The organism is Pseudoalteromonas sp. MM17-2, assembly GCF_022347945.1.
GTDB lineage: Bacteria > Pseudomonadota > Gammaproteobacteria > Enterobacterales > Alteromonadaceae > Pseudoalteromonas > Pseudoalteromonas ruthenica.
In genome coordinates this window covers 26,456-40,828 of record NZ_JAKRFV010000017.1, presented here as the reverse complement: position 1 = coordinate 40,828, position 14,373 = coordinate 26,456, and the positions used below count along the sequence as shown (strand labels likewise).

The window sequence follows — 14,373 nt, the reverse complement described above, 5'->3', positions numbered from 1 at the left end:
GTATACTTATGGGCGCAGTGGCGCCCTTCCCTTACTTCGCTTTGGCACCGTTTTGGTTGTTAGCAAGTGCCTCGTCGATATAGTTATCTATTTGTTGTTCCAGTACATTAAGAGGAATTGAGCCATGGCGCAAGACCTGGTAGTGGAACTCGCGCACGTCAAAATCATGACCTAAAGCGTTTTCCGCTTTAGCGCGCAGGCGTTTAATGGTGAGCTCACCAATTTTGTATGACAGCGCCTGAGCCGGCCATGAGATATAGCGATCAGTCTCGGTTTTCACATTATGCAGCGACAACGCGGTATTATCACGCATAAAGTTCAGCGCTTTATCACGGCTCCAACCGAACATGTGCATGCCTGTGTCGACCACTAAACGCGCCGCACGCCACATTTCATAAGTGAGGCGGCCAAAATTACTGTATGGATCTTGATAGAAGCCCGCTTCTAAGCCTAAATACTCACTGTACAGCCCCCAACCTTCGCCAAAGGCCGATAGATAGGCGTCGCGTCGATAGCTAGGTAGGTAATCAAGCTCAGCATTGAGGGCAATTTGTAGATGGTGACCCGGTACGGCTTCATGTAGGGTCAAAGCTTCTAAAACATATAATGGCCGTTTATCCAGTGCATAGGTATTAACCCAGTAATAACCAGGCTCATCATCTTTGCTTGCCCCCACATAACGACCTGTGGTGTATTTTGGCGCAATACTCGCTGGCACCGGCGCGACACCGTACGGTTTGCGTGGTAACTGCTTGAATAGTTTAGGCAGCTGCGCATCCATTTTTTTGGCGATGAATGAAGCTTCTTTCAATAGCTCTTCCGGTGTCTTGGCGTAAAATTGAGGGTCGGTACGTAAGAACTCAATAAACTCAGCAAAACTGCCTTCGAACCCTAAATCATCAATAATCGCCTGCATTTCGCCGCGAATACGAGCCACTTCTTGCAGACCGAGTTCATGAATTTCTTTCGCAGTCATCTGCGTGGTGGTGTAATGACGCGCTCGGTTAGCATAATAAGCTTTGCCATTTGGCACTTTAGAAATCCCTATCGATTCACGTGCTCCGGGCTGATAGGTTTGCGTAAAGAAATCGTAATAGCCTTGGTATGCTGGCAATACCTGTTCACCGATAACGCGCTTAGCTTGCGCTTGCAGCTCAGCAAAGGCCTCATCACTCACCCCTGCGGTGTTACGCTTGAAAGGGGCATAAAATGCAGACTCGGTGACATCATCGACCAAGTACGCGCTTATCGACTCCTCGTAGCCGGCAAGCACGGCTTTAGGTTGCGTTAACCCTGTTTCGAGCCCTTTTTTCATCCAATAGATGTTTTGCTCAAAGAACCGAGGCACTTGGCGCAGGCGCGCTAAGTAGGTTTCAAACCCTTGAGCAGAACTGTAATCTCCACGCTGCACCATAAATGACAAGGATGAGTGAAAACCATATTCGGAGGTAAGGGGCATATAGTGCGCATTGAACACATACTCATCGACACTGTTTTGCACCTGCGCAGTCAAAATTTGCAGATTCATCTGATTCTCTTCACTGAGCGTGCTTTTATCGATAGCTTTAAGCTTATTCAATAATGCTGTTTTATCTTGGTATTGCTGCTCTAAGAATTCAGGCGATAAATTGGGGAGCAAATACCCGTCAACCTCTTGCTTATAGGGGTTTACGCTTTCTCGATAACTGACAACCTGCTCAGCCAATGTGGTGAACTGGTTATTGGTATTGGTCTTGTGTGCTGAGCTTGCGCAGCCACCCAAAGCAAGGGGAATCGCACAGGCCAATGCCAGTTGCTTAATATGTGTTCCTAGGTTCATGCTTTATTCTCATTGATTGTGCATTTCGCCATACTCTAGCCTACCACAGCGCGCGAGCCAACCGCTTGCGACCAGCGTCCAAATGTCGGTTCTGCGCATAAAGTGGGCGCTTGGTCGCAATTATGTAACCAGAGTATTCCAAAAGAGAACAATTTGCTTTTTAATACCGCCAAGGGATGTATAAGCAAGCTAGGATTGGCTGCACCTCCATTTCAACCTGGTGATTGTGATTATGATGTTCCATGACTCCATGGCCAACGCGCAAGAGAAAATGACCCAAGTCTGTCATTTGCTCGAACTGCATGCGCTGCCGCCAACACCTTTAAATTACCATGTGCTGTACCAGCATGTGAGTGAAGGCGAAAGTGCACTGAGTGAGGCCTTACAAGCTGCTGTAACCGAAGGCCGCACCATTGACTCAGTGTTAATGGAAGAGTTGTATATACAACATCTCACACCGGATCATCAAAAGCAGACCGCTATGGTTGAACGTATTAGCGAATTGATAGGTAATCTAGAGCGCAATAGCAAAAGCAATCAAAAACACATCGACCATTACCACCTCGAAATTGATCGTTGTGCTCGCGCTTTAGATGAACATGATGTTGATAAAAGCCGACACCAGCTGCGTAAGTTAGCCGAGCATACCCTAGTGTTAAAAGGGCAAATGCAAAAGTTTAAGCAACTACTGGAGCAAATAAAGCAGCAATACCTTAGTACTAAATCGCAACTAAAACGCCTTAAAGACAAACACCACCTAGACCCACTCACCGGCCTTTATCACCGTCATTATCTCGATAAAAAATTTCAATATTGGGCCAAGAAGCAACATCAAATCTCTTTGATCCGTATTGATGTCGAAAACTATCAACAGTTTTGTCATGACTACGGCGACAGCATTGGTAATTTAATGCTCGAAAAAGTGGCCACCAAAATAGACAAATATGTCAAAGAAAGTGGTTTTTGCGGGCGCACCCAAAATGAGCAATTTACCATTATGATGGCCGACGTCGAGGCACAAACCGTGGACCTCATTGCCGAAAAAGTACAAGCCGGTATCAGTAAGCTTCGCTTTGTAAGTTCACGCAGTGGTAAACAGCTCCCTGGTGTGGCGTTTCAATGCCAAACCATACATCGCCAGCAAGAACCTAACTTTAGCGCCCTCGTCTCATCCACTCATTAGCTTCTGCGCTTGCTAAAAACGGCTTAATCCTTGAGCTGTTACAGGGCCTCAAGTACACTATGACAAACTCTCCCTCTGGGCTTAAATTAGATGAAAGAAGCTGAGCAAAAAACCACCCACTTTGGCTATAAAACGGTTGCTACAAGCGACAAAGTTAACCACGTAGCCGATGTCTTCCACTCTGTTGCTGCCAAATACGATTTAATGAATGACTTGCTCTCTTTTGGCATCCACCGCTTGTGGAAACGGGTTACGATTGCCAGTTCAGGAGCTCGCAAAGGGCAGACCATACTAGATTTGGCCGGTGGTACGGGCGATTTAACCGCTAAGTTTAGCCAACTAGTGGGAGAGACTGGTAAGGTGATTCTCGGCGACATCAATGACTCGATGCTTAAAGTGGGTCGCGATAAACTGCGCGACCGAGGCCTAGTCAGCAACATTGAATATGTACAAATGAACGCCGAAGCGCTGCCATTTCCCGATAACAGCATAGATGTGATCACCATTGCGTTTGGTTTACGTAATGTGACTGATCAGAGCAAGGCCCTCGCTTCGATGTTTCGCGTATTAAAACCCGGTGGACGATTACTGATTCTCGAGTTTTCCAAGCCTGAACATGAAGTGCTTACTAAGCTGTATGATATGTACTCATTCAACATTTTACCGCAGGTCGGTAAAGCGGTACTCAATGACAGTGAGTCATACAAGTATCTAGCAGAATCAATCCGTATGCACCCGGACCAAGACACCTTGGAAGCCATGATGAAAGAAGTGGGCTTTGAGCAAACCAGTTATCAAAATATGACCGGGGGCATTGTTGCCCTCCACCGTGGCTTTAAATTTTAAGAGGCAAATATGCTCTCTCACTTTGCTGTAGCCGGCGCTGAAAAGCTGGCTAACCGACTGATACTGCTTGATCCGCAGTTGCAGCAAAGGCTGCAACAGATAAACACTCAAGTGCTGGTACTGCACATTCGTGACTGGCAGCAGTATGTAAGTGTTCACTATGGTGATGCAGGGCTAATGCTGCAAGCCCATAAGGAAGCACCCGAGCAACACCAATGCTTTATTAGCGCTGATACTGATACATTAATGAAGCTAAAGGATCCCTCTTTGCTCACCCAGCTTATCCGCCAAGATAAGCTCGACCTTGAAGGCGATATTCATCTGGCCCAAGCCTACAGCCAAGCCTTTAATGATTTGGATATTGATTGGCCCGAGCACTGGTCTAAATATATCGGTGATGCTCCAGCACAGTTGCTATGGCAAACTCTCAGTAAAGGTAAAGCGCAAGCTCAGCAGAGCCTCACTAAACTCGACCATATCGTGCCCACGCTCTTGCAGGATGAGCTTAAAGTGAGTATTCACCCGCTAGAATTAGAACAATTCACGCGCCAGAGTCGCCAGCTAAAATCCGACGTCCAGCATCTTGAACAACGTATAGATGCGTTGTTGACGCACGTTCAGCAAACACAGTAAAGAGGTGCCCTTTGTCTGCGGCAAGACTGTATTTCATCACTAAAACCTTATTGCAGTATGGCATCGATGAACTGCTGCCACAGCAGAAGCTTCCTTGGTTTGCCAAATTGGCTCGACGCAGTATTTTTTGGTTACGTAATCGCCATAAGGATAAACCCGCAGGCGTGCGTTTACGTTTAGCGCTACAAACATTAGGGCCGGTGTGGATTAAGTTTGGGCAAATGCTCTCTACCCGTCGCGACTTGCTACCACCGGAAATCGCCAGTGAGCTGGCTCTGCTACAAGACCAAGTTCCTCCTTTTGCAGGTGATCAGGCCAAAGCCATTATCGAGCAAGCACTGGAAGTTAATGATATCAGCGACGTGTTCAGTGAGTTTGATGTGACTCCCTTGGCTTCCGCATCAATTGCGCAGGTGCATACGGCCACTCTCATTGACAACGACGGTGACCACCAAGATGTGGTCGTTAAAGTCATTCGTCCTAACATCAAAAAGCAAATAGATGCCGATTTAGCGCTGATGCAGCAATGCGCCCGAGTTGTCGCCAAACTGCTTAAAGAAGGCCGCCGTTTACGTCCGGTGGAGGTTGTTAAGGAGTATAAGAAAACCCTTCTCGATGAACTCGACCTGATGCGCGAAGGCGCCAATGCGATTCAGCTACGACGTAATTTTGAAGACTCGGAATCACTTTATATCCCCTTTGTGTATAGCGATTTTAGCCGCACCAATGTGCTGGTTATGGAACGTATATATGGCATTCCCGTATCCGACACCGATGCCTTATTAAAGCAAGGTACCAATATGAAGTTATTGGCAGAACGTGGCGTTGAGGTCTTTTTTACGCAAGTTTTTCGCGATAGCTTCTTCCATGCGGATATGCACCCTGGCAATATTTTTGTTTCCTTTGATAACCCTCATAACCCGCAATACATCGGCATCGACTGTGGCATTGTTGGTACCTTAAATAAAGAAGATAAACGCTATTTAGCGGAAAACTTTATCGCCTTTTTCAATCGTGATTATCGTAAGGTTGCTGAGCTGCATGTGGATTCTGGCTGGGTCCCTGCCGATACCAGTATTGAAGAGTTTGAATTCGCTATTCGCACCGTTTGCGAGCCCATTTTTAACAAGCCGCTAGCGGAAATTTCGTTTGGTCATGTATTGGTTAATTTATTCAATACCGCTCGACGTTTTAATATGGAAGTGCAGCCACAGCTCGTACTACTGCAAAAAACACTGCTTTATGTCGAAGGATTAGGGCGACAGCTTTACCCTCAGCTAGATCTGTGGAAAACCGCCAAACCCTTCTTAGAAGACTGGGTTAAACAGCAAGTAGGGCCTTGGGCGGTCGCCAAACAAATGTACGCCAACTTACCATTTTGGGCAGAGAAGTTTCCTGAGCTACCGGATCTGATCTACCATAATTTGAGGCGTCAACAGCATCCTCCTGCGCCACCAGCAACCAATCACAAAGCGATTATTTTAGCGTTAGCTGGCTGCACAGGACTGATCGTTGCTTGTTTAGTCGCGCTTGCGCAACATCCTGTATTTTCAGCAGTCAGTGCCGTCGCCGGATTTGCAGCGCTGTTTGCTGCTTGGCGTAAAGGTTAACAACACTATGACAACACTGCTGTGCGCGGTATACTTCGCCACAGTTTAGTAGGACATTTCGGAGACGGTTATGATTGGTGGTATTAGTATTTGGCAGTTACTGATTATATTAGCGATTATCGTGCTACTTTTTGGCACTAAAAAGCTGCGTAATATAGGCGGTGATTTGGGTAATGCAGTAAAAGGCTTTAAAAAAGCGGTCTCGGATGACGATAATAAGCCCGATGCTAAATCAGATGACGCTAAAATTTCTGAATCGAAACAACAGGCTGAAGAAAACTCAAGTCAAAAAGACAAAGATAAGGTGTAGCCACCCATGGGCATGTGGGAATTATTGGTGGTGTTCGTTGTGGGTCTTATTGTACTTGGACCCGAACGCTTACCTGTGGCCATTCGAACGGTAAGCCGCTGGGTAAAAACAGCCAAAGGCATGGCCAACAATATTTCTGCACAGGTCAACGAGGAACTGCGTGTACATGAGCTACATCAGAATCTTAAAAAGGCTGAGCAGCAAAATATGGAAAACCTTCCTGACGATGTAAAAGACTCGGTGGCAGAGCTGCATAAAGCGGCGCAATCAGTCACTCGCAGTTATGACAACGCACCAAAAAAAGACAGCAGTAACAAAGATGAGTGAACCCCAACAGAGCGGCTTTATTGCCCACTTGGTCGAATTACGTAATCGCTTGATGCGCTCATTGCTTTGCGTATTGTTGGTGTTTGTTGCGCTCGTGTATTTTGCCAACGACATTTACGCCTTTGTTGCAGCGCCTCTGCTTGCACATTTGCCAGCAAACAGCCAGATGATCGCCACCGATGTTACCGCACCGTTTTTTACGCCTTTTAAGCTTACACTTTTTGTTGCCATATTTGCTGCCATCCCCTTTATCTTGCATCAAGTATGGTCTTTTATCGCGCCGGGACTGTATCAACACGAAAAGCGCATGCTGATCCCTATCTTGCTTTCAAGCGTCTTACTTTTTTATGGTGGTATCGCTTTTTGTTACTTCGTTGTCCTACCCATCGTACTCAGCTTCTTTACCGGTATTGGCCCTGAGGTTATGACGCTTACGCCAGACATCAGTAGCTATTTAGGGTTTGCATTAAAGCTATTTTTCGCTTTTGGTATTGCCTTTGAGATCCCGGTAGCCATCATGCTGCTCTGTTGGAGTGGGGCAACGACCACCGCGAGTTTAAAGCAAAAGCGCCCTTATATCGTGGTTGGGGCTTTTGTGGTCGCGATGTTTCTAACGCCCCCCGATGTGTTATCACAGACCTTGCTCGCCTTACCGATGCTGTTATTATTTGAGCTCGGCCTGATTTTGGCCGCCTTTTATAGCGCTAAATCACCACAGGAAGAAAAACAATGAAAAAATATTTAGTATCAGCCGTGCTCACCGCTTGGGTGGCAACACTTTCTCCCGCAGCCATAGCCAATGACGGCGTGAATATTCAAGCGCTAAAGGCCTGTAGCTTTATTGAAAATGATTTTCGTCGCCTGCTGTGCTACGACAACATCATGGCCGGCAAACCTATTGATGCCATGCCTAAAGGCGAAGTGAAAAACACCAACGCGGCACCGCAAAGTAATAAAAAAGCGCAAGCCGCAAGTGTTGCTGGTGCGCCAGCAAAACATAGCAAAGCCAATAAAGCAGACTTTGGCCTAGAGCATAAAAAAGAAAAAGAACAAAAAGACGATAATAACGAGCTTCGCGCGCGTGTAAGCCAAGTTGATGAAGCCCCTTATGGCGAGCTAATTCTGACTCTCGACAACGGCCAAAAATGGCGCCAAATTGGCACCGAACATTTTCGTTTGAATAGCAATGATACAGTGATTATTAGCCGTGGCATGTTCAACTCTTTCCTACTGAAAAAGCAAGGTGCAAATAAGTCTATCCGTGTTAAACGCGTTGATTAAGTCGCTGCCATGATAGATATCGGAGTCAACCTCACAAGCAGCCAATTTGCAGCAGATACTGACGCTGTGGTTGCTCGTGCGCGCGACGCAGGTATCACCAATATGGTAGTGATTGGTTGTGACGAGCGCGATAGCCAGCATGCAGTTGAGCTGGCACGTCGCCATCAGTTGTTTTGCACCGCCGGTATCCATCCCCACAATGCAAAAGATGCAAGCGCCGAGTTCGAGCAAGTTATCACCCAGCTAGCCAGTCAAAGTGAAGTACTGGCTATTGGTGAGTGCGGCCTCGACTACAACCGCGACTTCTCACCGCGACCTGTACAGCGCGAGATTTTTGCTCGCCAGCTAGCTTTGGCAAATGAATTAGCGCTGCCCGTATATTTACATGAACGTGATGCCAGTGCGGATATGCTAGCACTGCTGCAAGAGTATCAACCGCATGGAATTGTGCACTGCTTTACCGGCAATGCTGAACAGGCTCAGCACTATCTTGAGTTGGGCCTATATTTAGGCATCACAGGCTGGGTATGTGATGAACGTCGCTCGCAAGCGCTCAATGAAGCCTTGGCGCATATTCCTAGGGAGCGATTACTAGTTGAGACTGACGCTCCTTACCTCTTGCCTCGGACAATACGGCCAAAACCAAAGTCACGGCGCTGTGAACCCCATCACCTTGGCTATGTAGTCACCCACTTAGCTCAACGCTACGCATGCACTGAGGCAGAGATCATCGCGCAGACCAAACAAAACTTTAGCCAATTGTTTAATGTGGAGCTGCGTTAGTTATGCGTGTGCTTGCTTGGGCGATGATGCTGCTGTGGTCGTGCTCAGCGCTCGCCTCAAGCATGAGTATCAATACCGAAGTAGGCTCCTTAGCAACAGCGCAAAATTCACCCCATTGGCAACCCCTTAATAAGCCGTTTATCAACTTGGGCAACAAAGTGCGTTATGGCTGGCTGCGGGTGAATTTAAGCTCTCACCAACACCCACCCAGCGTGTATATTATTGCCATTGATAACCCATTAATAGACAGCCTCAAAGCGTTTCATTTACGTGATAATAAGCTAATCAACACGCACACTATAGGTAGTCAAGTTGATACTGCAGGTAGACTTTTTAAAGATGAATCACTGTCCTTTTATATTGATACCCGTAGCCCCGGGGAGCACTGGGTCTACATCGAGGTGATCGCCAGTGACGGCTTTAGACTGCCGGTTAAGGTGCATACTCTAAAAAGCTACTTTGAGTACAAAAGCAGCTTCAATAGCTTATTCGGGGCGGTGATGGGCCTCGCTGCAACGCTGATATTGACCACTTTATTCTTTTTTATTCTGTCACGACAAGCCCGCTTCTTATTGGCCACGGCATACATTAGTGCTTTGGCACTGATAGGTATTTACGTGTTTGGCTATGGCTATCGCTATTTGCACCCCGATACACCTTGGCTACAAACGACAGTACTGCCCCTACTACTGATGGCTGCACCAAGCCTCTTAGTTGCCTTGAATCAAACACTGATAGCGCCAGTCAAACGTAAAATAGTGGTTACAGTCATGCTCATTACTGTGGTTATCGGCCTACTTCCAAACCTATTACCTGCCGCTATTGCCGACCCGATCGTGGTTGTTGCGAGTACCTTATTTTGTTTATTCGGCGCGGTCTATAGTGCTTGGCAGGGGTATCGCAAGCAACAACAACAGTTATGGGTACTCAGTATTGCCAGTCTAATGTTACTCGCGCTTATGGGCTATTTTTGTTTCAACTATTTTGGTTTCGCATTGCCGGTTAACAAAACCAGTTGGTGGCTTTTCTTGCCTCCAGCGAGCAGTGCCTTGCTTGTCTGTTTTGTAGTTATTCGCAATTTATTAAGCCAGCATAGTGAACGCATGCGCGCACAGCAACAAGCACTGGCGGAGCAGCAAACGCGAGACCAATTACTGGCTCAGCAGCTGGCACTAGAGGAACAAACTAAAGAAGAACTAGAAAATAAAGTAGAAGAGCGCACTATAGAGCTACAAATTACCCTGCGGGAATTAGAAGAAAAGAATACTGAGCTAGAGCGCATTAATAACGAGGACCCATTAACGGGTGTCAAAAATCGCCGCTTTTTCGATAAACGTTTAGAGCATGAGTTACGGCGCTCACAACGGGATGACGCTCCGTTGAGCCTGCTAATGATAGACATAGATCACTTTAAAAAGGTCAACGATAGCTATGGTCATCCCGCCGGCGATGCAGCTATTAAATTGGTGTCACACACTATCAAAGCCTGTTTGCGCCGGCCATTTGACCATGTGTGCCGCTACGGCGGTGAAGAGTTTGCCGTTATTTTACCCAATACCACGCACGAAGGCGCCCTCAAGCTGGGCGAAGAAGTATGCACTGAGGTAGGTCAACAACAGGTTGAATTCTCAGAGCACCAATTTTCATTAACTGTTAGTATTGGCGTGCATACCGCTTACGGGAAAACCACCGCTCACGCTGGCAACATCACCCATATGGCGGATGAGGCGCTATACCATGCTAAAGCGCATGGTCGTAATCAAGTAATTAGCTCACAATCTTTGCCTTAGGAGAGCATTATGGCCCAATCAGGACTCGATCTGTTTCCTTATACGCGTATGCGTCGTTTACGTAAAAATGACTTCTCTAGACGCTTAACTCAAGAGCATGAGCTCAGCGTTAATGACTTAATTTATCCAGTGTTTGTCTTGGAAGGCAAAAACCGCCGCGAACAGGTTGAATCTATGCCTGGCGTTGAGCGCTTGTCTATCGACTTATTGATTGAAGAAGCTAAAGAGTTGGTCGCTTTAGGTGTGCCCGCTATTGCCCTATTTCCAGTCACACCCAATGAAAAGAAATCTCTGCATGCCGAAGAAGCCTATAATCCAGAGGGGTTAGCACAACGCACGGTGCGCGCTTTGAAGAGCGAACTGCCTGAGCTCGGGGTGATCACCGATGTTGCCTTGGACCCCTTCACCGTGCATGGTCAGGACGGCATCATTGACGAGCAAGGCTATGTTATCAATGACATCACCACCGAGGTGTTGGTGAAACAAGCGCTGTCACACGCCCAAGCGGGTGCCGATGTCGTTGCCCCCTCAGATATGATGGATGGTCGTATCGGCGCTATTCGTGAGGCGCTAGAAGAGCAAGGCCTGATCAATACCCAAATTATGGCTTATTCTGCCAAGTATGCGTCAAGCTATTATGGCCCATTTCGCGATGCGGTCGGCTCAGCGGGTAACCTCAAAGGGGCTGATAAAAAGACCTACCAAATGAATCCTGGAAACTCCAATGAGGCCCTAAGAGAAGTCGCGCTGGACTTACAAGAAGGCGCTGATATGGTCATGGTGAAACCAGGCATGCCCTACTTAGATATTGTTCGACGCGTTAAAGATGAGTTTTCCGTGCCCACCTTCGCCTATCAAGTCAGTGGTGAATACGCCATGCACATGGCTGCTATTGAAAACGGCTGGTTAGAAGAAAGAGCCATAGTCATGGAGTCTTTGCTTGCCTTCAAACGTGCAGGAGCTGACGGTATTCTCACTTATTTTGCTAAACGCGCGGCGCAGTGGCTTAACGAATCTTAAGCTTAACACCCAACTTTTTTCTGATAAAAAGCGCTAACAAGTTAACAACTTGAAATTTTCGTGTAACTTATTGGGGGCATAATATGTCCCCCTTTAGGGATAAATAACAATACACGGGAAGCTATCTAATGAAAAACACAGTCACACCTATCGCTCTAGCGGTGGCGGCCTCGTTGGCATCGCTCAGCGCTCAAGCAGATATCTTAATATCAGAATATGTCGAAGGCAGTAGCAATAATAAAGCCATCGAGCTGTATAACCCCAATTCAGAGTCAGTCGATTTAAGCCAGTATAGTATTGAGTTTTACTTTAACGGCAGCACTACGGCTGGTTATACTCTCGATCTCTCAGGCTCACTGGCAGCTGAAGGCGTTTTTGTTGCCGCACATGAATCAGCAGATGCTGCAATTCTAGCAGTCGCTGATCAAATTGCAGGCGGTGGTTGGTTCAACGGCGATGATGCCATTGTGCTTCGTAAACAGGGTGACGTCATTGATAGCCTTGGTCAGGTTGGCCTCGATCCTGGCTCGCAATGGGGTGAAGGGCTTACCTCTACGCAAAATAACACCCTGCGCCGTATTGATGGCACCGGTGCTCGCACCGCCCTAGACACCGCCTATATCCCTAGCGACTTCTTTATTGGCTACGAGCAAGACGATTTCAGTGATCTGGGCACCTACCAAGGAGGTTCCGGCCCAGTCGACCCCGACCCTGATCCAGAGCCAACCCCGGAGCTCACATGTGCTGATCCAGCCACTACGATTAGCGAAATCCAAGGGCCAGGCATGGCCAGTCCCCTGCAAGGCGAGCAAGTTATTGTCGAAGCGGTGGTCAGTGCTGATTACCAACAAAGTGACGCCCTTAATGGCTTTTTCTTAGCATCACTCAACGCTGATAATGACCCCCTCACCTCTGAAGGTATTTTTGTTTATCACAGTGATGATGACGTTAATGTCGGCGACCGTGTACGACTTCAGGCCACCGTTGATGAATACTACGGCGCCACACAATTAAAGAATGTGACGGCGCTGAAGAGTTGTGGTACTGCACAAGCCGATATCACTGAAATCACTCTACCGGTTGACAATATCGATGAGCTTGAAGCCTATGAAGGCATGCTCATCAGTGTCGCCCAGCCAATGTACGTAGTAGATAGCTATAATTTGGCGCGCTATGGAGAGCTTGGCCTAGCAACAGAGCGCTTATATCAAGGCACCCAAGTGGCGCTACCAGGTGATGCCGCCAATGCGCTAGAAGCGCAAAACCAGCTAAAACAGTTATTACTTGATGATGGCTCAACACAGCAAAACCCTGAAGTGATTCCTTATCCTGGAGCTGGGCTAGACGCCTACAATACCGTGCGCTTAGGCGATAGTGTAGAAGGCCTCACTGGGGTACTAGGTTATGGTTTTGATCGCTACCGTTTACATCCAACCACGGCTGTACAATTCACTGCCAGCAACCCTCGCACTGAAGCACCCGTACTCAATGAGCAGGGCGATATTAAAATCGCTAGCTTTAATGTCTTAAACTACTTCAATGGTGATGGCCAGCAAGGCGGCTTTCCAACCTCTCGCGGCGCCGATGATTTGCAAGAGTTTATTCGCCAAGAGCAAAAGCTCGTTACCGCCATCACCGCCATGGATGCCGACATTGTTGGCTTAATGGAAATTGAAAACGATGGCTTTGGCGAGTTCAGTGCTCTAAGTTCGTTAGTCACTGCACTGAACGATGCAACCGATAACGGCGAATATGCCTTCGTTGATTTTGCCGTAGCCGAAGTTGGCACCGACGCCATTACCACCGCACTCATTTACCGTAGCGACCGCGTACAAGAAGTTGGCACAGCCAGCATCAATGATGAAGACGCCTTATCCTATGGTAACCGCGCGGCGATCGCACAGAGCTTCCGTGATATTGAAAGTGATGAAGTGTTAACCGTTGCTGTCGCTCATTTAAAATCCAAAGGTGGCTGTAGCCGTGCCGAAGGGCTCGATCAAGACCAAAATGATGGTCAAGCCTGCTATAACGCAACGCGCGTAGCCGGTGCCGAGCAGTTCGCTTCATGGTTGGCGAGCCAACCCACTAGTGTGGCTGATGACGATGTGATCATTGTCGGTGATATGAATGCTTATGCGCAGGAAGACCCCATCCAAACCTTTGCCGACGCTGGATTTGCCAATGTCATTCCTACGCTGGAAGGTAATACGTTGGGTTACTCATATAACTTCCAAGGCCGCTTAGGCAGCTTAGACCACGCTTTGGCATCACCCAGCCTTATGAACAAAGTGGTCGCTGCTACCGATTGGCATATTAATGCTGATGAGCCTCGGGTGTTAGACTACAACTTAGAGTACAAAACCCAGGCGCAGCAGGCCAGCTTGTATGCCGAGCATGCATACCGCGCCTCAGATCATGACCCTGTCATCGTCACCATTGCTGCCGAGCAATCTGAGCCCGAAGAGCTTGTGGGAGAGTTTACTGGCCTTAGTGGATGGTTTTGGCCTCGCGACTTTACTATCGACCTACCAGAGGGTTACCAAACGCTAGATATCGAGCTCGTGGGTGGCTGGGGTCAAGTTGATCTGTACGTTAGCCACCAACGTCGCCCGTCTATTTTCCGTGCCGATTGTGCCTCACGTAACTGGGGGACTGCAGAGCAATGTCACTTTGATAACCCTGCTGCTGGAAAGTGGAAAGCCCGTATTCTTGGCCCTCTGCCCTATGGGAATGTCACGTTACGCTACCGTGCGGTTAAAGCCGACTAATAG

13 protein-coding genes are annotated in these 14,373 nt (G+C 47.7%); 12 read left to right on the top strand and 1 reads right to left on the bottom strand.

The genetic code is table 11. The features are described from left to right. Positions 1-31: 31 nt before the first annotated feature. Positions 32-1,819: a DUF885 domain-containing protein gene (locus MHM93_RS13670; protein ID WP_239449450.1), complete on the bottom strand. Its 1,788-nt coding sequence runs from the start codon at positions 1,817-1,819 to the stop codon at positions 32-34. A gap of 232 nt (positions 1,820-2,051) precedes the next feature. Here MHM93_RS13670 and MHM93_RS13665 point away from each other — a divergent pair, with 232 nt between their 5' ends. From MHM93_RS13665 to MHM93_RS13610, 12 genes are all read left to right on the top strand, one after another. Then, positions 2,052-3,002 (top strand): diguanylate cyclase, encoded by a 951-nt coding sequence (locus tag MHM93_RS13665; RefSeq protein WP_239449449.1) that lies wholly within the window; start codon positions 2,052-2,054, stop codon positions 3,000-3,002. Between the two features lie 90 nt (positions 3,003-3,092). Beyond that, positions 3,093-3,848, top strand: a complete 756-nt coding sequence (ubiE, locus tag MHM93_RS13660; RefSeq protein ID WP_022943908.1) for a bifunctional demethylmenaquinone methyltransferase/2-methoxy-6-polyprenyl-1,4-benzoquinol methylase UbiE — start codon at positions 3,093-3,095, stop codon at positions 3,846-3,848. A 9-nt stretch (positions 3,849-3,857) separates the two neighbouring features. Then, positions 3,858-4,481 carry an SCP2 sterol-binding domain-containing protein gene (locus MHM93_RS13655; RefSeq protein ID WP_239449448.1) on the top strand — a complete coding sequence of 208 codons (624 nt, stop codon included), beginning with the start codon at positions 3,858-3,860 and terminating at the stop codon, positions 4,479-4,481. An 11-nt stretch (positions 4,482-4,492) separates the two neighbouring features. Further along, entirely contained in the window at positions 4,493-6,091 is a 1,599-nt protein-coding gene (gene ubiB / locus MHM93_RS13650; protein WP_053911687.1) for a ubiquinone biosynthesis regulatory protein kinase UbiB, read from the top strand. A 70-nt stretch (positions 6,092-6,161) separates the two neighbouring features. Then, positions 6,162-6,401, top strand: coding sequence for a Sec-independent protein translocase subunit TatA (gene tatA / locus MHM93_RS13645; RefSeq protein ID WP_239449447.1), 240 nt, complete (start codon positions 6,162-6,164; stop codon positions 6,399-6,401). A gap of 6 nt (positions 6,402-6,407) precedes the next feature. After that, positions 6,408-6,728: a Sec-independent protein translocase protein TatB gene (tatB, locus tag MHM93_RS13640; protein WP_022943904.1), complete on the top strand. Its 321-nt coding sequence runs from the start codon at positions 6,408-6,410 to the stop codon at positions 6,726-6,728. Further along, positions 6,721-7,461 carry a twin-arginine translocase subunit TatC gene (tatC, locus tag MHM93_RS13635; RefSeq protein ID WP_022943903.1) on the top strand — a complete coding sequence of 247 codons (741 nt, stop codon included), beginning with the start codon at positions 6,721-6,723 and terminating at the stop codon, positions 7,459-7,461. Before tatB ends, tatC begins: the two co-directional genes overlap by 8 nt. Continuing rightward, positions 7,458-8,009: a hypothetical protein gene (locus tag MHM93_RS13630; protein ID WP_239449446.1), complete on the top strand. Its 552-nt coding sequence runs from the start codon at positions 7,458-7,460 to the stop codon at positions 8,007-8,009. The genes tatC and MHM93_RS13630 overlap by 4 nt, the downstream gene beginning before the upstream one ends. A 9-nt stretch (positions 8,010-8,018) precedes the next feature. Next, complete coding sequence (locus MHM93_RS13625; RefSeq protein ID WP_239449445.1) at positions 8,019-8,792, top strand: TatD family hydrolase; 774 nt, start codon at positions 8,019-8,021, stop codon at positions 8,790-8,792. A 2-nt stretch (positions 8,793-8,794) separates the two neighbouring features. Further along, on the top strand, positions 8,795-10,582 hold the full coding sequence (locus MHM93_RS13620; protein ID WP_239449444.1) for a sensor domain-containing diguanylate cyclase: 1,788 nt from the start codon (positions 8,795-8,797) through the stop codon (positions 10,580-10,582). Between the two features lie 9 nt (positions 10,583-10,591). Next, a complete protein-coding gene (hemB, locus tag MHM93_RS13615; protein ID WP_239449443.1) occupies positions 10,592-11,602 on the top strand; it encodes a porphobilinogen synthase in 1,011 nt (336 codons plus the stop codon). A 128-nt stretch (positions 11,603-11,730) separates the two neighbouring features. After that, positions 11,731-14,370 (top strand): ExeM/NucH family extracellular endonuclease, encoded by a 2,640-nt coding sequence (locus MHM93_RS13610; RefSeq protein ID WP_239449442.1) that lies wholly within the window; start codon positions 11,731-11,733, stop codon positions 14,368-14,370. The last annotated feature ends 3 nt before the right edge of the window (positions 14,371-14,373 follow it).

Excerpts from the sequence above, each read along its gene's own strand:
- MHM93_RS13665 (WP_239449449.1), top strand. The coding sequence starts at position 2,052 with ATGATGTTCCATGACTCCATGGCCAACGCGCAAGAGAAAATGACCCAA.
- tatC (WP_022943903.1), top strand. The coding sequence starts at position 6,721 with ATGAGTGAACCCCAACAGAGCGGCTTTATTGCCCACTTGGTCGAATTA.
- ubiE (WP_022943908.1), top strand. The coding sequence starts at position 3,093 with ATGAAAGAAGCTGAGCAAAAAACCACCCACTTTGGCTATAAAACGGTT.
- tatB (WP_022943904.1), top strand. The coding sequence starts at position 6,408 with ATGGGCATGTGGGAATTATTGGTGGTGTTCGTTGTGGGTCTTATTGTA.
- MHM93_RS13630 (WP_239449446.1), top strand. The coding sequence starts at position 7,458 with ATGAAAAAATATTTAGTATCAGCCGTGCTCACCGCTTGGGTGGCAACA.
- MHM93_RS13625 (WP_239449445.1), top strand. The coding sequence starts at position 8,019 with ATGATAGATATCGGAGTCAACCTCACAAGCAGCCAATTTGCAGCAGAT.
- MHM93_RS13620 (WP_239449444.1), top strand. The coding sequence starts at position 8,795 with ATGCGTGTGCTTGCTTGGGCGATGATGCTGCTGTGGTCGTGCTCAGCG.
- MHM93_RS13610 (WP_239449442.1), top strand. The coding sequence starts at position 11,731 with ATGAAAAACACAGTCACACCTATCGCTCTAGCGGTGGCGGCCTCGTTG.
- MHM93_RS13670 (WP_239449450.1), bottom strand. The coding sequence starts at position 1,819 with ATGAACCTAGGAACACATATTAAGCAACTGGCATTGGCCTGTGCGATT.
- tatA (WP_239449447.1), top strand. The coding sequence starts at position 6,162 with ATGATTGGTGGTATTAGTATTTGGCAGTTACTGATTATATTAGCGATT.
- hemB (WP_239449443.1), top strand. The coding sequence starts at position 10,592 with ATGGCCCAATCAGGACTCGATCTGTTTCCTTATACGCGTATGCGTCGT.
- MHM93_RS13655 (WP_239449448.1), top strand. The coding sequence starts at position 3,858 with ATGCTCTCTCACTTTGCTGTAGCCGGCGCTGAAAAGCTGGCTAACCGA.